Below are 17,408 nucleotides of genomic sequence, written 5' to 3' on the forward strand. Positions count from 1 at the left end.
GGACTACGAAACACCAGCTGATAGATTTAATGCCTGTGTTGCGTCGACCGTTTGAATCCGCAGGGGAAAGCGGACCATTTTGGCATCAGCCGGCCCAGAATCGTGGGAATGTCCGCTTTTACATCAGAGCAATGGTCGCTAAGGGCAGGTGAAGCTGTAAACGCAAAACAGTATGTTACGCGTTACAGCTCCGTTGACCTAAAATTCCTATTGCTGTGGAATGAGCACCTGCAGCACGCTGATACCGGAGTGGTCATAGTATTCTCGTGGCACACCGTCCAGGAAACCTGTGTTTCCAGTGTAAAACATGCCACCACGCCCGCCGTCCGTCGAAGTCAATACTGTGCCCGTATAGCTCAGATTAGCGACCCCAGATTCAGGATAGTTTGCAGGGCTCTTCGTTCCACCGCCCCCGGGTAAGAATTCTTCATTGGGGAAGAACGGTGAAGTACCGCCGCCAATAATTCTGAATCTAGTGCCCCCTATGGTCACTTCGTAATAAATTGGCACATGATTCGTTCCTGCAATAGCGTAGGACTGCCAGTCCTGGCATATAAGCATCTCTCCCACTTCCGGACCACGTTCCTGATCCATCCTGCCGTTTCGTTGGATGATATCCACGGCGTATACTTTAACTTTCAGGAAGTAGTTAGGATTAATACCATAGAACTGTCTATCTGCTAACCACTTAATACCCCGCTCGCACTCTTTCTGTGCATCTGCATCCTCGATGATATTTGATCCGTCGGGTAGGCCAGTGAACACATAAGTTTTTTGCTCATAGATAGTTTGTGCAAACGCACTGCTAGCAACGGCCACCATAGCCATGCCAAGTATTATCTTTCTCATCTCTCACATCTCCATATGATTAACGGCAGCACACCAGTCACTGCCATTTTCATGAAAAAAAGCACAAGCCAAAAAGCCTGCTTAACTCTAGGTTAACCAGGACGTGGGAAATTCCCATGATGAAGGTCAATTATCCTTACTTTTTTTATGGGTATAAAGAGCAGGCCGCCGAAGCAGCCGCAAGCAGACGATTGGCCGAGATTCACCATCCTGCTGACGGGCTCAGGCAAATTCAGAATCGAGTCGCATGTCCGAGATAATCGACTGTAAAGATGCAGTTCGAAAGAGCAATCTGGGGGCCCAATTCCCTCAAAGTAGGCGAAAGCGCCCGTGACCGCCTCCACCTCCGAACAACATCCAGTTTTGCGGTGTTGATCAGGCTGACGACGTCGTCCCCAGTAGGATCTCATCGTGATAAGACAGATAGTCGCCCTGGTGAACCACTCCAGAACTAGGCCAGCACGTTCAGTGGTCGTACGATACGAATCGTGGAAGCATACGTCCTTGCTTCAGACAGATGCGCCTTTTTCCTTGCTGATTCCAATTGTTAAAAGTTGATTGGTGCCATTCGACGCCAGCGCGTAGACTGTTTACTGGATGGGTAGATAATCAGGCGACCGTGACAACCGGGATATTCCTTAAACTTCTCACTATGCTTCTGGCGAGCAATGGCGCGCCGATTCTTGCCGCCCGCCTGCTTGGTTCCCGTGCCAGCATCCCGGTGGATTTCAATAAACGTCTTGGTGACGGTAATGCCATCTTTGGCGTGTCAAAGACCTGGCGCGGTATCTGTGCCGCGTTGCTCACCGCGTGTATCCTGGCCGAGTTATTCGACTTCGGCCTGACTTTCGGTCTGTTGTTTGGCTGCAACGTGATGCTTGGCGACCTGATTTCGAGTTTTATGAAACGCCGCTGCGGCCTGAGGCCCAGCGATCGAAGCATAGGGCTGGATCAGCTGCCGGAATCGCTGTTACCCGCGCTCTACAGTTGTTTTTCAATGGAACTGGTGTGGTGGTGGGCGGTAGTCCTTAGCCTGGCGTTCATGCTCCTGCAGTTGCTGGTGTCCAAGCCGCTATTCCTGCTAAATATTCGCAAGCGCCCCTACTAGGAAGAAGGCCTGCGAATGCATGACTTAGCGAACCAGCCTCAGGCGGTGTAAGGTTAATTCGGGAGGACAGTTAAATCGTGCGGGAACCACAGAGCTGCCAGTTCCGGCAGACGTATAGCCCTGCATCAGATCAAAGGACCAGGCACCGGCGCCTGTAAATCTGGGTGCGGATGAGTTGTAGGCCAGAGCGACAGATCCAGGTAGGCATATCTGTCCAGCGTGGGTATGACCACACATCATGAAATCAAACCCGGTGTAAGCTGCATGGCGGTATATTTCGGGTGAATGCGCCAAAAGCAGGGACACAGCATCATCAGGAATAGAGTCATAGGCGCTTTCAAGATTATCCGCCGCGTAATAGTGGGGGTCGTCAATCCCCGCCAGGTGAATTGAAGACTTCGCTCGCTCCAGGGCAATGTTCTCGTTGAGTAAAAGCTGGATGCCCAGGGACTCTATACCCCGTGCCATCAGAATGCTGTCGTGGTTTCCCAGTATGGCGTAGGTATCCCGATTGATCTCCTTACATATTCGTTCCAGGCCATGAAGAGCTTTCTCGTGGGGACCGTGGGTAAGAAAACGATAGTCCCCAGTGAGAACGCAGATATCGTATTCCAGCCCTTTCAGTACCTGGGCCAGTGCATCGGGAAATTCAGGCAAAATGTCCAGGTGCAGGTCACTCAGTTGCAGAATCGTAAATCCATCAAACTCTATAGGCAGATGTGGTAAGTCAACCGTGTTTTGCCTAACGCAAAAGTCGGTCACATTGGCTTTGCCCCGCGCCGACATCCGGGTGATTTTCAGTAGGAAGTGGATCACGCTGGCGGCGGTACTCCAGTTCTCTATATGAAATAAGGTCCGGCCCTGGCCAAACTTGTCGGCTACATGTTCAGTTTCAATCCCCAGGCGCCGCCGTAGTTGCGACTTCCCTACCCTTTGAACCAGGTAATCGTGGAGATCGGGGTCTGTCTTCAACCCGTCTATGGCGGACATGCTGTGATCTTTACTCATCGCTTCTCTGAATTTCGTTTGTTGACCTGCTCAGAGTTACTACTTTCGCTTACTCGCTGTTTGAGCGCATTTCGCAAACACCTTCAGTCACTCTCTGAAGCCAATAACAACAAGCCAACATCGGTAAATAACCAGGAGATCATGACATGCCCGGGTGTTCCCGGGCGCCTGAAGCCTGAGGCGCCAGCTAAGCTTCCGGTTACTATGAACCTCCCATTGTAGCGCAATAGCCCTCTCCCAGGCGAAGCCCACCGTTGAATCGCCCGAGGCACCAACAAAAAGGGCCCATCCGAAGATGAGCCCTTAAGCAGTAGCCTTTTGGTACCAGGCTTACCAGCCTGTGACTTCGCCCAGGGCGGAACCAATCTCCGCGAGGGAGCGAACGGTCTTCACACCGGCATCTTCCAGCGCAGCAAACTTCTCGTCCGCTGTGCCTTTACCGCCGGAAATGATCGCCCCGGCATGGCCCATACGCTTGCCTTTGGGCGCCGTGACGCCGGCAATGTAGGAAACCACTGGCTTGGTAACGTTGGCCTTGATGAAGGCAGCTGCCTCCTCTTCCGCCGTACCACCGATCTCACCGATCATCACAATCGCCTCGGTAGCCGGGTCATTCTGGAACATTTCCAGAATGTCGATGAAGTTGGACCCGGGAATGGGGTCGCCACCAATACCAACACAGGTGGACTGGCCATAGCCGGCGTCAGTCGTTTGCTTGACCGCTTCGTAGGTGAGCGTACCGGAGCGGGAGACAATTCCCACCTTGCCGGGAAGATGTATGTGACCAGGCATGATGCCGATCTTACACTCTCCCGGAGTGATCACACCGGGGCAGTTAGGGCCGATAAGACGCACGCCCAGCTCATCACACTTGACCTTGGCTTCCAACATATCCAGCGTGGGAATGCCCTCAGTGATGCAGACGATCAGCTTGATTCCACCATTAGCCGCTTCCAGGATAGAGTCCTTGCAGAACGGTGCCGGAACATAGATCACTGATGCATCTGCGCCGGTGGCGGCGACTGCTTCACTCACCGTGTTGAATACGGGAAGCCCAAGGTGTTCCTGCCCGCCTTTTCCAGGCGTAACACCGCCTACCATCTGCGTGCCGTACTCAATGGCCTGTTCAGAGTGGAAGGTACCCTGGGAGCCAGTGAAACCCTGACAGATGACTTTGGTATTCTTGTCTATAAGAACGCTCATTATGCCGCCCCTCCTGCTGCTTTAACTGCCTGCTGTGCAGCATCGGTAAGGCTGGTCGCAGCAATGATATTCAATCCACTGTCCGCCAGCACCTTACGGCCCAGCTCGGCATTGTTTCCTTCCAGGCGCACCACAACCGGGACCTCTACGCCAATTTCTTCAACCGCGCCGATCACGCCCTCGGCGATCAGGTCGCAACGAACGATACCGCCGAATATGTTGATCAATACGGCTTTGACGTTATCGTCGGAAAGAATAATCTTGAACGCCTCGGATACACGCTCCTTGGTCGCACCGCCACCCACATCAAGGAAGTTGGCGGGGAAGCCACCGTGCAGGGCAACGATATCCATGGTACCCATGGCCAGGCCAGCGCCATTCACCATACAACCGATATTGCCGTCCAGTGCCACGTAGTTGAGCTCCCACTGGGCAGCATGAGACTCGCGCTCATCTTCCTGGGACGGGTCGTGCATTTCGCGCAAGGCGTTCTGGCGATACAGCGCATTGCTGTCTACACCGAGCTTGGCATCGAGACAATGCAGCTTGCCCTCTTCAGTGATCACCAGGGGGTTGATCTCGATAAGCGCCAGGTCCTTGTCTACGAACATCTGTGCAAGGCCCATGAAGATTTTCACGAACTGCTTGATCTGGTCGCCGGACAAACCCAGCTTGAAAGCCAGCTCACGCCCCTGATAGGGCTGAGGGCCCACCAGCGGGTCAATAATTGCCCTGAGAATTTTGTCCGGGGTTTCTTCGGCGACTTTTTCGATCTCGACACCGCCCTCTGTAGAGGCCATGAAGACAATTCGACGTGTAGAGCGGTCGACGACTGCGCCAAGATAAAGCTCTTCGGCTATGTCAGTACAGGACTCTACCAGAATCTTGCTGACGGGCTGGCCGTTCTCGTCTGTCTGGTAAGTCACCAGATTTTTGCCCAGCCAGTTTGTTGCGAATTCGCGGATCTCGTCCTTGGTCTTCACCAATTTCACGCCTCCGGCTTTGCCGCGGCCGCCGGCGTGCACCTGGGCTTTTACCACCCACATATCGCCGCCAATCAGGTCCGCCGCTTCTGCCGCTTCGGTGGGATTATCGACTGCATAACCCTTGGAAACCGGCAGTCCGTATTCGGCAAACAGCTGTTTGCCCTGGTACTCATGAAGGTTCATGTGTTGTCCTGCTCTTTTCTAGTTGCTGTTGCTGCTTGTTTTAGCTGGCCCTGATAAGTCGGTTCCAGCCCCTTATAACGCACGCCGGCGATTGGAGTTATTGTATGCGCGCGTCGAATTCTACTTGCGTTTCTTACGGTTGGCGATATGTATGGCCTGACCGTCTACCGCCAGTGCAGCCTCATGGACTGCCTCGGAGAGTGTCGGATGAGCAAAGACTGTCAGCGCCAGGTCTTCCGTGCTGGAGCCGAACTCCATGGCGATAACCACCTGCTGCACCAGGTCTGCGGCGGAGGGACCAACGATATGGCAACCCAGTACCCTGTCGGTCTCTTCGTGAGACAGCATCTTTACCAGGCCGTCCGAATCATTCGCTGCCAGTGCTCTACCGCTCGCGGCGAAAGGGAAGGTACCTGATTTATAGGGCACCCCTTCGGCCTTCAATTCTTGCTCTGTTTTGCCGACTGCGGCCACCTCCGGATGAGTATAGATAACAGAGGGAATACAGTCGTAGTTCATTTGTGCGGGCTTGCCATGGATACGCTCTGCTACCATAACGCCCTCCTCCGATCCCTTGTGCGCCAGCATGGGACCACGTACCACGTCACCAATAGCATATACATTAGGCGCCTCGGTCTCGCAGAAGTCATTGACGAATATGTAACCGCGCTCGTCAAGGGTGATACCACTGTCCGAAGAGAACAGTTCCCCGGAACGCGGCCGACGACCCACCGCGACAATCAGTTTGTCGAAGGTTTCGCTATGCTCACCATCGGTGCTGCTGTAGGAGACAACGACTTTCCCATCCTTTATCTCGGTGCCGGTGACCCGCGCACCCAGGCGAATGTCCAGTCCCTGCTTCTTGAAGATCTTGCCCGACTCCCTGGCGATCTGCTGATCCATCATCGGCAAGAACTCATCGAGCGCTTCCAGCATCACCACTTCGGCGCCAAGACGACTCCATACACTGCCCAGTTCCAGACCGATCACGCCGGCACCGATCACACCGAGCCGCTCCGGTACCTGACGAAACTCAAGCGCCCCGGTTGAATCGACAATATACTCATCATCCACTGGCGCCGGTGGTATCTCTACCGGCACGGAGCCCGCAGCGATGATCACTTTTCCGGCTTCCACGATCTGGACATTGCCGTCCTTGTCGGTCACTTCAACGTTCGCGCCGGCAAGCACTTTACCGCTGCCTGAGATGGCGGTGACGCCGTTATGCTTGAACAGGCCGTCAATACCCCCGGTCAGCTGGTTAACGATCTTGTCTTTTCGGCCCAGCATCGCAGGCACATCAATTGTTGTATCACCCACGGCAATGCCGTGCACATCCAGCTCGGCTTTGGCCTCGTGATACTTATGGCTGGAATCGAGCAAAGCCTTGGAGGGAATGCAGCCCACGTTGAGACAGGTCCCGCCCAGGCGGACCTTGCCTTTGTCATCCAGCCATTGCTCGACGCAGGCCGTGGACAGACCCAACTGCGCTGCTTTGATCGCGGCCACGTAGCCCGCTGGGCCCGCGCCGATGACTACTACATCGTACTTGTCAGACATGTTCTTTCCCGTATAAGCGTTAAAAGCTCGCCGCAAACATTGCTTACGGCTAAAAAGTACAACCTACAGTTGCAGCAGAATACGCGCCGGATCCTCGATGAGGTCCTTCACCGCAACAAGGAATTGCACTGCTGTCTTACCGTCTATCAAACGGTGATCGTAGGACAGGGCCAGGTACATCATTGGCAGGATAACCACCTCACCATCTACCGCCATTGGCCGTTCCTGGATCTTGTGCATACCCAGAATGCCGGTTTGTGGCGGGTTGAGAATTGGCGTGGACATCAACGAGCCGAATACGCCACCGTTGGTAACCGTAAACGTGCCACCGGTTATGTCCTCTATGGTCAGTTTGTTATCGCGGGCACGCAGTCCCAGGTCACGAACAGCTGCTTCAACGTCAGCGATGCTCATAAAATCGGCGTCGCGAAGTACCGGCACAACCAGTCCACCCGGTGTCGAGACAGCAACGCCGATATCCTGGTAGCCGTGATAGACGACATCATTACCATCGATAGACGCATTCACTTCGGGGAAACGCTTCAAGGCTTCACAGGCGGCCTTCACGAACATGCCCATAAAACCCAGGCGAGTGCCGTTATGGGTCTTCTCAAACTGCTCTTTGTACTTGCTGCGCAGCGCCATCATCGGCGCCATGTTCACCTCGTTAAAGGTGGTGAGCATCGCTGTCTGTTGCGTCGCATCAAGCAAACGTTCGGCAATTTTGGCACGCATCCGCGTCATCGGGACACGCCGCTCGATACGCTCACCGGTTGGCCCCACCTGCTCCGCCTCAGGCTGCGCCGGAGCGACAGGCGCTGCCGCAGGCGCGGCCTGGGCAGCTTTCATAAAGTTGACCACGTCTTCCTTGGTGATCCGCCTATTTTTACCGGTACCGGTTATTTTACCGACGTCCAGTTTGTGTTCCTCTACCAACTGGCGAGCCGCCGGACCCAGCAGTGCTGAGGCCTCGTCGGCAGCATCATCATCGCCGGAAGCAGCAGGTGCTTCTGGCGCTGCTGCAGGCGCGCTGGCTGCCGCCGCCCCCTGCTCCAGCGTGGCCAGTAGCTGCTCACTTAAAACGGTATCGCCTTGCTGGGCGTGAATGCTGGTTAGCACCCCGTCCTCCGGCGCAACCACTTCCATGACCACCTTGTCAGTTTCGATCTCGACGATAAGCTCGTCGCGTGAAACCGCCTCTCCTTCCTGTTTATGCCAGACAGCCACTTCGCCATCTGCGACCGACTCGGGGAAGGCGGGAGCCTTGATTTCAATAGCCATTTCTATTCCTTGCGCTATTACTGCCAGGGCTCTTCGGGAGCCAGGGCCTTGTTGATAAATGCTTCCAGTTGCTCGAGGTGCAGAGCCATGTAACCAGCCGCCGGCGACGCCGAACTGTCCCTGCCAACGTAGTGAAGATAGACATCATTCTTGTGATTAAACAGAACCCGTCGCATGTGATGCTGGCTGGAATACCAGGCACCCTGGTTCATGGGCTCTTCCTGACACCAGACTGCATCGGTAATGGCGGGGTATTGCTTGAGCACGGCCAGCAGATCTTCCTCGGGGAAGGGATACAACTGCTCTATGCGCACGATCGCCACGTCGTCGATCTCCCGCTCGCGCCGGGCGGCACGCAGGTCATAGTACACCTTGCCACTGCACAGAATGACCCGGCGCACCTTTGCCTTGTCAAGATCGTCAGACTCGTCGAGTACATTATGAAAGCGTCCCTGTGCCAGATCCTCCAGCGTAGAAACGGCCTCTTTATGGCGCAACAGGCTCTTGGGTGACATCACGACCAGCGGCTTACGCAGTGGACGTATCGCCTGCCGCCTCAGCATATGGAAGACCTGCGCAGGCGTTGTGGGTACGCAAACCTGAATATTATGCTCGGCGCACAATTGCAGGAAACGCTCAAGGCGCGCGGAAGAGTGCTCAGGACCCTGCCCTTCGTAGCCGTGTGGCAGCAACATGGTCAGCCCGCACAGGCGCTGCCATTTATGTTCGCCGCTGGTAATAAACTGGTCTATCACCACCTGGGCACCATTGGCGAAGTCACCAAATTGCGCTTCCCAGATAACCAGACCCTTGGGCATAGTGGTGGCATAGCCGTATTCAAACGCCAGCACTGCTTCTTCTGAAAGCAGTGAATCGTGAATAACAAATGGCGCCTGTTCATCGCTGATGTGCTGCAGGGGTATATAGCAGCCCTCATCCTTCTGGTTGTGCAGCACTGCATGGCGATGAGAAAAGGTCCCGCGACCCACGTCCTGCCCGGTCAGGCGCACAGGGTACTCCGCATCCAGCAGTGTGGCGTAGGCCATAGTTTCCGCAAAGCCCCAGTTGACGGGTGCAGCACCTGCTGCCATTTTTCTACGGTCTTCAAGAATCCTGGACACCGTGCGCTGCAACGGGAAATTATCGGGAGCGACGTTGATCTCTTGTGCCAGTGCCTGCAATTTCTGCAGGTCAATAGTGGTAGTGGCCTGATCGGTCCACTTGTGACCGATGTAGGGAGACCAGTCGACAAACAGCGTCTTGTTAGGCTCCGACACCAGGCTACTGACCAGCGGCTCGCCCCGGTCAAGCGATTCGCGGAAGGTGTCCACGAGAAAGGCGTCCTGCTCTTCGCTGAGCACACCCTGTGCGACCAACCGGGCAGCATAGAGATCGCGGGTCGTTTTATGCTTGCGAATCGCCTGGTACATCAGCGGCTGCGTGACCGAGGGTTCGTCCGCTTCATTGTGGCCGCGACGCCGATAACAGATCAGATCAATTACCACGTCCTTGCGGAACTCGGTGCGGTAATCCACCGCCATCTGCGTTACAAAGAGTACCGCCTCAGGGTCATCGGCATTCACGTGGAAGATAGGTGCCTGCACCATCTTCGCAACGTCGGTGCAGTATTCTGTAGAACGTGCATCCTCGCGCAGGCTGGTAGTGAAGCCCACCTGGTTATTGAGCACGATATGGACTGTGCCCCCTGTCTTGTAGGCGCGCGTCTGGGACATCTGGAATGTTTCCATGACCACGCCCTGCCCGGCAAACGCCGCGTCACCATGAATGACGACAGGTGTCACCAGTTCGCCGACATGGTCCTCGCGCCGCTCCTGCCTTGCCCGAACCGAACCCTCCACTACAGGGGCGACGATCTCGAGATGTGAGGGGTTAAACGCCAGTGCGAGGTGAACTTCCCCGCCGGGGGTCATCACATTGGAGGAGAAACCCTGGTGGTATTTCACGTCCCCGGAGCCGTCGTACTCGGCCCTGCCCTCAAACTCATCGAACAGTTCTGACGGGTTTTTGCCCAGGGTATTGACCAGCACGTTGAGACGCCCGCGGTGCGCCATACCAATGACGATTTCTTTCACGCCCTGGGAGCCGGACCGCTGAATCATTTCCGCGAGCATCGGAATCAGGCTTTCGCCGCCCTCGAGACCAAACCGCTTGGTACCCGGGTATTTGGAAGCCAGGGACTTTTCCAGGCCCTCTGCCCGAATCAGGCGACGCAGCAGCGTCAACTGCACCTCCTCGCCAAAATCCGGTGCCCCGCGCACCGATTCCATGCGCGTCATTATCCAGTGGCGCTCGTCGGTGTTGACGATGTGCATGAACTCGGCGCCGATCGATTTACAGTAGGTGCGCTCCAGCACATCGTGGATTTCGCCCAGTGTGGCGTCGGCCTTGCCAATGTGCAGGCTGCCGGTCTGGAATACCGTGTCGAAGTCGGCCCGGGATAATTCGTGAAAGGACAACTCCAGGTCACGCACGTGTTCGCGCCTGGCAATACCAAGAGGGTCAAGCTCCGCTTTCTGGTGGCCTCGCTGACGGTAGGCAGAGATCAACTGCACCACCCTAACCTGCTTGCGCTCGTATTCGGTGGCCTGGGAATCGTGGGCTATCGTCGCTTCGGTGCGCACCCGCATCTTGCTGATCTGGGCAAAGCGGTCGCGAATGACAGAATGGGGAATGTCCTCATTGTGGACGAAATCAGATTCCACCCGGGGCAACTTGTTGAAATAGTCGCGCCACTGCTCCGGGACACCGTTCGGGTCCTTGAGGTAGGACTCGTACAAGTCCTCGACGTAGGTGGCATTACCACCCGCGATATGGGAACTCCGCCATAGGAGTTCCATTGAGCTCTCTTGCATTGCAGCCCTTCCGGAAGGGGTTAGCGCCCGATTAGGGGCATGTATACCCGAATTCTAGCAGTGACCTGTCCCGAGTGCTGATAAAACCCCGGCCGCTGCGCCTGACGTTACGACGCCACTCCAAAAGGATGGCGCCATGTGTATTCTATATTCCTGTTTTTCAATAAGTTGCAGGAACTACTTAAAGAAAAACATCCTGTTATCAGGTCGCCCGGGCAAGGAGCATATTACGGATGTGACCGATAGCCCGGGTGGGATTGAGCCCCTTGGGACACACATTTATGCAATTCTGGATGCCATGACAGCGGAATACGCTAAAGGGGTCATCCAGCCTGGACAGCCTCTCGTCAGTGGCCAGGTCACGGCTGTCAGCAAGGAAGCGGTAGGCCTGCAACAGACCTGAGGGACCGATGAAGCGGTCCGGGTTCCACCAGAACGAGGGGCAGGCAGTAGAACAACAGGCACAAAGGATGCACTCGTAGAGGCCATCCAGCTTCTCCCGGTCTTCCGGGGACTGCAGTCGCTCGATCGCCGGCGCCGGCGTATCATTAATCAGGTAAGGCTGCACTTTCTCATACTGCGCGTAGAACATGCTCATGTCCACCACCAGATCGCGTATCACCGGCAGGCCCGGCAGGGGGCGCACGACGAGTTTGTTCCCCTTGACCGTCTCCGAGAGCGGCGTAATGCAGGCAAGACCGTTTTTACCGTTCATGTTCAGGCCGTCTGAACCGCATACGCCCTCACGACAGGAGCGGCGGTAGGAAACGGTGGTGTCCTGACTCTTGATCAGTTCCAGAACGTCAAGAACCATCAGGTCTTTACCGCCTGTATCGACCTGGAAGTCCTGCATCGAGGGCTCACTATCGGTCTCGGGGTTATAGCGGTAGATACTAACTTGCAACATGTGTCCTGCTCCTTAGTAAGTCCGAATTTTCGGCTGGAAGGTATCAACAGTTTTCGGCTCGAAGTTCACCGCACGCTTCCCGACCCGCTTGTCGGCAGGGTAATACATGGAGTGGCAAAGCCAGTTTTCGTCATCCCGCTCCTGGAAGTCCTCACGGGCATGGGCGCCACGGCTTTCATTGCGTGCCTCTGCTGTGATTGCAGTCGCTTCAGCAACTTCGAACAGGTTGTGCAGTTCCAGGGCTTCAATTCGCGCCGTATTGTAGGCCATGCTTTTGTCACTGAGGTTCGCACTGTCGATACGACCACGCAGGTCATCCAGCTTCTTGATGCCCTCACGCATGAATTCACCGTTGCGGAATACGCCAAAGTGATTCTGCATCGTGTTCTGCAGTTCCTTACGCAGCTCGGCGACGTTCTCGCCACCGGTGGAGCTATTCAATTTATCGAGGCGGGCCATTCCCTGCTCGATGTCGCTTTCCGATGCGTCACGCAGTTCGATGCCGTCTCGCAGTGCGTTCTCGATGTACAGGCCAGAGGCGCGGCCGAATACCACCAGGTCCAGCAGCGAATTACCGCCAAGACGGTTGGCGCCATGAACCGAAACACAGGCGACTTCACCACAGGCATACAGGCCCGGAATGATCTGGTCATTACCGCTGGCATCTACTGTCAACGCCTGGCCATGCACATTGGTGGGAATTCCGCCCATCATGTAATGACAGGTGGGCACCACCGGAATCGGCTCTTTTACCGGGTCAGCATGGGCAAATGTACGAGACAGCTCACAAATACCCGGAAGTCGGCTTTCCAGCACTTCCTCGCCGAGATGGTCCAACTTGAGGAATACATGATCACCTTCGGGGCCACAACCGCGCCCTTCGATGATCTCCAGGACCATGGAACGGGCAACCACGTCACGTCCTGCCAGGTCCTTGGCATTGGGCGCATAGCGCTCCATAAAGCGTTCGCCATCCTTGTTGATCAAGTAACCACCCTCGCCGCGGCAACCTTCTGTCACCAGGGTGCCAGCACCGTGTATGCCGGTGGGGTGAAACTGCCACATCTCGATGTCCTGCACCGGAAACCCGGCGCGCAGAGCCATGCCGACACCGTCACCGGTGTTGATGTGTGCATTCGTGGTAGAGGCGTAGATACGTCCCGCGCCACCTGTGGCAAATACGGTGGCCTTGGACTTCACATAAACCGTCTCGCCGGTTTCCATGCATATGGCGATAACGCCGACGACAGCGCCATCCTGATTCTTGACCAGGTCAGTGGCGTACCACTCATTGAAAAACACGGTATTGTTTTTCATGTTGCCCTGGTAAAGGGTGTGCAACAGGGCATGACCGGTGCGGTCTGCCGCGGCACAGGTTCTAGCCGCCTGGCCACCCTCGCCGAAGTTTTTCGATTGACCGCCAAAGGGGCGCTGATATATGCGCCCTTCTTCTGTACGCGAAAATGGCAGCCCCATGTGCTCCAGCTCGAATACCGCCTGGGGACCTTCGCTGCACATATATTCGATAGCGTCCTGGTCGCCGATGTAGTCGGAGCCCTTGACGGTGTCGTACATGTGCCAGCGCCAATCGTCATTGGGGTCATCACTGGCAATCGCGCAGGTTATTCCACCCTGGGCGGAGACAGTGTGCGAGCGCGTGGGGAAAACCTTGGATATAACTGCCGTCTTGTAACCGGACTGCGCCAGCTGCAGTGCTGCGCGCATACCGGCGCCGCCACCGCCGACGATGACACCATCGAACGATATAGTACGAATTCCACTCATAATGCTTTAACCCCAGAGGATCTGGACACCCCAGATCACGTAAACAAATATCACCAGGCTGCACGCAATCTGGAAGGCTATGCGCAGTACGTTGCCCTTCTTGCCCATCAGCCGTTCAGTCATATAGTCCGTGCTGACGGCCCACATGCCTATCCAGGCGTGCGCCGCCAAGGAAAGAATGGCCAGCAGCGTGAACACGCGCATGCCGGTCCCTTCAAACATGTCCCGCCAGGATAGATAATCAACCCCGCCGACCAGCGCCGAGCCGATGCACAGGAAGTAAGCCAGAAGAATGACGCCGCTGACCCGCTGGAGAAGCCAATCGGAAACGCCCGAACGGCCAAAACTGGTTACAGACCTTACCATATCCATATCCCCGCAATAAGAATGAGCACGACCGACAGCGCGATGACGATGCGCGCACCCAGCACGCCCCCTTCCATGGTTTCACCTATTCCGAAGTCCATGATGAGGTGCTTGACGCCGGCCAGTGCGTGATAGATCAGGGCGGAGACGACGCCCCAAATGATCAACTTGGCGAGTACACTGTCCAGGCATTCCTGCACAGCGGCGAACCCCTCGGGTCCAGACAAGCTGCCGTCTAACAGCCACAGCAAAACAGCCATTCCGACAAATAAGGCCACGCCGGTGGCGCGGTGAGTAATGGACGCCCATGCGGTTATGGGGAGCCGCATGGTTCCGATGTCCAGGTTTACAGGACGATTGTCTTTCACATTGGATACCATCGTTGACGCCAACAGGCGGTTAGAGTATACGGCGCAGGGCCCGTTTCGGATGCACACCTCTTCGAGACAAACTACCAAAACGCGCGAAATTATAAGGACTTAGCCGCCTGATTACAAACCTGAGGCCGGTTTTGTCGCGATAATTTCATTTGCACCGAACTTCGCCGAACGTGCAGGATCAGCATCAACGATTTTAGCGCCCAGTTAGCCTAAAGATAGGCGACTTTAGGCTAAGGTCGATTGACAAAAACAGCACAGACTCTATAGTGATCGACCCACTGGTTTATCAAGCAGGATCCCCTCTATGAGCGACAAAAAAGCCACTCTTTCTATCGACGGGATAGACGAGGCCATCGAGCTGCCGATCTATTCTGGGACCCTGGGGCCCGACGTCGTCGATGTAGGCAGCCTGACCGGCAAGGGCATGTTCACCTACGACCCTGGCTTTGTTTCCACCGCAGCATGCGAGTCCCAAATCACCTTTATCGACGGCGGCAAAGGTATCTTACTGCACCGCGGCTACCCCATCGAGCAACTGGCAGAGCACTCTGACTACCTGGAGACCTGCTACCTCCTGCTCTACGGTGAACTCCCCAACGCCGAAGAAAAGGCCGAGTTCGTCAATACCGTGACCAACCACACCATGGTCCATGAGCAGTTGGTACACTTCTTCAACGGTTTCCGCCGGGACTCACACCCCATGGCCATCATGTGCGGAGTTGTCGGTGCCCTCTCTGCCTTCTACCACGACTCCCTGGACATCGCAGACGAACACAGCCGCCAGGTCGCGGCCTTCCGCCTGATCGCCAAAATGCCCACGATCGCCGCAATGTGCTACAAGTTTTCCATCGGCCAGCCCTTCATGTACCCCGACAACAGCATGAGCTATGCGGAGAACTTCCTGCACATGATGTTCGGTGTGCCCTGCGAGCCCAGCAATGTCAGCCCCGTGCTGACTGACGCCATGGACAAGGTTTTCCTGTTGCACGCGGATCACGAACAGAATGCTTCCACGTCCACCGTGCGCCTGGCAGGCTCTTCCGGTGCCAACCCCTTCGCCTGCATCGCTGCCGGTATTGCGGCCTTGTGGGGGCCGTCACACGGCGGAGCCAATGAAGCCGTTCTCAACATGCTTGAGGAAATTGGTGATGAGTCGCGAATTGAAGAGTTCGTCGCACGCGCGAAGGATAGAGATGACCCCTTCCGCCTGATGGGCTTCGGTCACCGCGTGTACAAGAACTTCGACCCGCGTGCCAAAGTGATGAAAAAGGCGGCAGACGAGGTCCTGGCAGAGCTGGGCCTGGAAGACGACCCGCTGCTGAAGATCGCCAAGCGTCTTGAGCAGATCGCCCTGGAGGACGAATACTTCGTGGAGAAGAAGCTGTACCCGAACGTCGACTTCTACTCCGGCATTATCCTCAAGGCTATTGGTATCCCGACCAGCATGTTCACCGTTATCTTCGCAGTGGGCCGCACCATAGGCTGGATCGCCCATTGGCATGAGATGATCAGCGGCAGCTACCGCATCGGTCGACCCCGCCAGCTGTACACGGGGCATACCAAGCGCGATTTCGTCAGCCTGGACGACCGCTAGACGTTTGCGACAGTACCGGCCAACGGGGAGTAGCACCCGGCCTCCCCGGGGCCACAGGGAAATAACAAAGCCGCCACGCGGCTTTTTTTATTGAGTCGAACAAAAAGGAAGCGATGCGGACGTGGATGCAAAGCGCCGCGATGGCTAGAATAGACACCTTCAAACAAGCAGAGTTAAAGCACCCATGACCGAAATTGTCATCAGCGGGACAGGATTGTACACGCCCAGGGATTCCATCAGTAATGAAGAACTGGTCGAATCGTTTAATGCCTTCGTCGAGCTCTACAACGCTGACAACGCCGACGCGATTGCCGCTGGCGACATGCCGCCTCTACAGCCCTCCTCTGCGGAGTTCATTGAAAAGGCCTCTGGCATCAAGTCACGGTTTGTAATGAACAAGGACGGCATCCTCGATCCGCTGCGGATGACCCCCAACCTCGCGGAGCGCCCCAACGAAGCGCAGTCGATACAGTGTGAAATGGCAGTAGCCGCAGCCGCCGAGGCACTGGAACAGGCCGGGAAACGCCCTGAAGACATCGACGCGGTGATTGTTGCCGCCTCCAATATGCAACGCGCCTACCCTGCGATGGCAGTCGAAATCCAGGAGGCGCTGGGGATCACGGGATATGGCTTCGATATGAACGTGGCCTGCTCCTCTGCGACATTCGGCATACAACAAGCCCGCGATATGGTTGCTACAGGCAGCGCCCGGTGCGTACTGATGCTAAACCCGGAAATTTGCAGCGGCCACCTGAACTTTCGTGACCGGGACTCCCATTTTATCTTCGGAGACGTCTGCACCGCTGTGATCATCGAACCGGCAAGCTCAGCTACATCTGCTGAGCAATACACCATAATCGACAGCAAGCTGCAGACAGTTTACTCCAACAACATCCGCAATAATTTTGGTTTCCTTAACCGCTGTGACGAGTCCGGCGTAGGCCAACCAGACAAACTCTTCGTCCAGGAGGGCCGCAAGGTATTCAAGGAAGTATGCCCTGCAGTGGCCAGCCAGATATCAGAACAACTCGCGAGACTCGATATCGCGCCAGATCAACTCAAGCGAATGTGGCTGCACCAGGCTAACCTGAGCATGAACCAACTGATCTCCAGGCGTGTATTGGGGAGAGATGCAGCACCGGAAGAGGCGCCTACCATCCTGGACGAGTACGCCAACACCAGTTCGGCTGGCTCGGTGATCGCGTTCCACAAACATCGTGCGGATATGGTGACGGGCGACCTCGGTGTGCTTTGCTCTTTCGGCGCGGGCTATTCCATTGGCAGCGTCGTATTGAAGAAACGCTGAGCCTGCTACACCAGCAAGA

The 17,408-nt window shown here is 55.9% G+C and carries 14 protein-coding genes; 3 read left to right on the forward strand and 11 right to left on the reverse strand.

Annotation, left to right across the window (positions count from 1 at the left end; translation table 11 throughout):
* Positions 1-207: 207 nt before the first annotated feature.
* Positions 208-849 (reverse strand): hypothetical protein, encoded by a 642-nt coding sequence (locus C0039_RS17235; protein WP_101518781.1) that lies wholly within the window; start codon positions 847-849, stop codon positions 208-210.
* Positions 850-1,468: 619 nt separating this feature from the next.
* Between C0039_RS17235 and C0039_RS17240 the strand changes: the two genes are divergently transcribed.
* The gene (locus C0039_RS17240; RefSeq protein ID WP_165787177.1) at positions 1,469-1,957 is read left to right on the forward strand and encodes a CDP-archaeol synthase; all 489 of its coding nucleotides are present in this window, start codon (positions 1,469-1,471) and stop codon (positions 1,955-1,957) included.
* Between the two features lie 24 nt (positions 1,958-1,981).
* On the opposite strand, the gene C0039_RS17245 is transcribed toward C0039_RS17240, so the two are convergent.
* The 10 genes from C0039_RS17245 to sdhC form a co-directional block, all read right to left on the reverse strand.
* Positions 1,982-2,965 carry a metallophosphoesterase gene (locus C0039_RS17245; protein ID WP_198171640.1) on the reverse strand — a complete coding sequence of 328 codons (984 nt, stop codon included), beginning with the start codon at positions 2,963-2,965 and terminating at the stop codon, positions 1,982-1,984.
* Between the two features lie 330 nt (positions 2,966-3,295).
* Positions 3,296-4,168: a succinate--CoA ligase subunit alpha gene (sucD, locus tag C0039_RS17250; protein ID WP_076001147.1), complete on the reverse strand. Its 873-nt coding sequence runs from the start codon at positions 4,166-4,168 to the stop codon at positions 3,296-3,298.
* A complete protein-coding gene (gene sucC, locus C0039_RS17255) occupies positions 4,168-5,337 on the reverse strand; it encodes an ADP-forming succinate--CoA ligase subunit beta (RefSeq protein ID WP_076001146.1) in 1,170 nt (389 codons plus the stop codon). Before sucC ends, sucD begins: the two co-directional genes overlap by 1 nt.
* A 120-nt stretch (positions 5,338-5,457) precedes the next feature.
* Complete coding sequence (gene lpdA / locus C0039_RS17260) at positions 5,458-6,897, reverse strand: dihydrolipoyl dehydrogenase (protein WP_076001145.1); 1,440 nt, start codon at positions 6,895-6,897, stop codon at positions 5,458-5,460.
* Between the two features lie 63 nt (positions 6,898-6,960).
* Positions 6,961-8,178: a 2-oxoglutarate dehydrogenase complex dihydrolipoyllysine-residue succinyltransferase gene (gene odhB, locus C0039_RS17265; RefSeq protein WP_101518783.1), complete on the reverse strand. Its 1,218-nt coding sequence runs from the start codon at positions 8,176-8,178 to the stop codon at positions 6,961-6,963.
* A gap of 17 nt (positions 8,179-8,195) precedes the next feature.
* Positions 8,196-11,036, reverse strand: coding sequence for a 2-oxoglutarate dehydrogenase E1 component (locus C0039_RS17270; RefSeq protein WP_101518806.1), 2,841 nt, complete (start codon positions 11,034-11,036; stop codon positions 8,196-8,198).
* A 217-nt stretch (positions 11,037-11,253) separates the two neighbouring features.
* Positions 11,254-11,958: a succinate dehydrogenase iron-sulfur subunit gene (locus C0039_RS17275; RefSeq protein WP_076001142.1), complete on the reverse strand. Its 705-nt coding sequence runs from the start codon at positions 11,956-11,958 to the stop codon at positions 11,254-11,256.
* Between the two features lie 12 nt (positions 11,959-11,970).
* Positions 11,971-13,743 carry a succinate dehydrogenase flavoprotein subunit gene (gene sdhA / locus C0039_RS17280; RefSeq protein ID WP_101518784.1) on the reverse strand — a complete coding sequence of 591 codons (1,773 nt, stop codon included), beginning with the start codon at positions 13,741-13,743 and terminating at the stop codon, positions 11,971-11,973.
* Positions 13,744-13,749: 6 nt separating this feature from the next.
* Positions 13,750-14,109 (reverse strand): succinate dehydrogenase, hydrophobic membrane anchor protein, encoded by a 360-nt coding sequence (sdhD, locus tag C0039_RS17285; RefSeq protein WP_076001140.1) that lies wholly within the window; start codon positions 14,107-14,109, stop codon positions 13,750-13,752.
* A complete protein-coding gene (gene sdhC / locus C0039_RS17290) occupies positions 14,103-14,477 on the reverse strand; it encodes a succinate dehydrogenase, cytochrome b556 subunit (protein ID WP_133126044.1) in 375 nt (124 codons plus the stop codon). Before sdhC ends, sdhD begins: the two co-directional genes overlap by 7 nt.
* Positions 14,478-14,793: 316 nt before the next feature.
* On the opposite strand from sdhC, the gene gltA reads away from it, so the two are divergent.
* Positions 14,794-16,083, forward strand: coding sequence for a citrate synthase (gene gltA, locus C0039_RS17295; RefSeq protein ID WP_076001138.1), 1,290 nt, complete (start codon positions 14,794-14,796; stop codon positions 16,081-16,083).
* A 184-nt stretch (positions 16,084-16,267) separates the two neighbouring features.
* Positions 16,268-17,389, forward strand: coding sequence for a beta-ketoacyl-ACP synthase III (locus tag C0039_RS17300; RefSeq protein ID WP_101518785.1), 1,122 nt, complete (start codon positions 16,268-16,270; stop codon positions 17,387-17,389).
* Positions 17,390-17,408 lie beyond the last annotated feature (19 nt).

It is taken from the genome of Pseudohalioglobus lutimaris (assembly GCF_002866825.1).
GTDB classification, from domain to species: Bacteria; Pseudomonadota; Gammaproteobacteria; order Pseudomonadales; family Halieaceae; genus Halioglobus; species Halioglobus lutimaris.

Coding starts and splice junctions, on each gene's coding strand:
- sdhA (WP_101518784.1), bottom strand. CDS start 13,743: ATGAGTGGAATTCGTACTATATCGTTCGATGGTGTCATCGTCGGCGGT.
- C0039_RS17235 (WP_101518781.1), bottom strand. CDS start 849: ATGAGAAAGATAATACTTGGCATGGCTATGGTGGCCGTTGCTAGCAGT.
- sucC (WP_076001146.1), bottom strand. CDS start 5,337: ATGAACCTTCATGAGTACCAGGGCAAACAGCTGTTTGCCGAATACGGA.
- C0039_RS17300 (WP_101518785.1), top strand. CDS start 16,268: ATGACCGAAATTGTCATCAGCGGGACAGGATTGTACACGCCCAGGGAT.
- C0039_RS17245 (WP_198171640.1), bottom strand. CDS start 2,965: ATGAGTAAAGATCACAGCATGTCCGCCATAGACGGGTTGAAGACAGAC.
- odhB (WP_101518783.1), bottom strand. CDS start 8,178: ATGGCTATTGAAATCAAGGCTCCCGCCTTCCCCGAGTCGGTCGCAGAT.
- lpdA (WP_076001145.1), bottom strand. CDS start 6,897: ATGTCTGACAAGTACGATGTAGTAGTCATCGGCGCGGGCCCAGCGGGC.
- sdhD (WP_076001140.1), bottom strand. CDS start 14,109: ATGGTAAGGTCTGTAACCAGTTTTGGCCGTTCGGGCGTTTCCGATTGG.
- sucD (WP_076001147.1), bottom strand. CDS start 4,168: ATGAGCGTTCTTATAGACAAGAATACCAAAGTCATCTGTCAGGGTTTC.
- C0039_RS17270 (WP_101518806.1), bottom strand. CDS start 11,036: ATGGAACTCCTATGGCGGAGTTCCCATATCGCGGGTGGTAATGCCACC.
- C0039_RS17275 (WP_076001142.1), bottom strand. CDS start 11,958: ATGTTGCAAGTTAGTATCTACCGCTATAACCCCGAGACCGATAGTGAG.
- gltA (WP_076001138.1), top strand. CDS start 14,794: ATGAGCGACAAAAAAGCCACTCTTTCTATCGACGGGATAGACGAGGCC.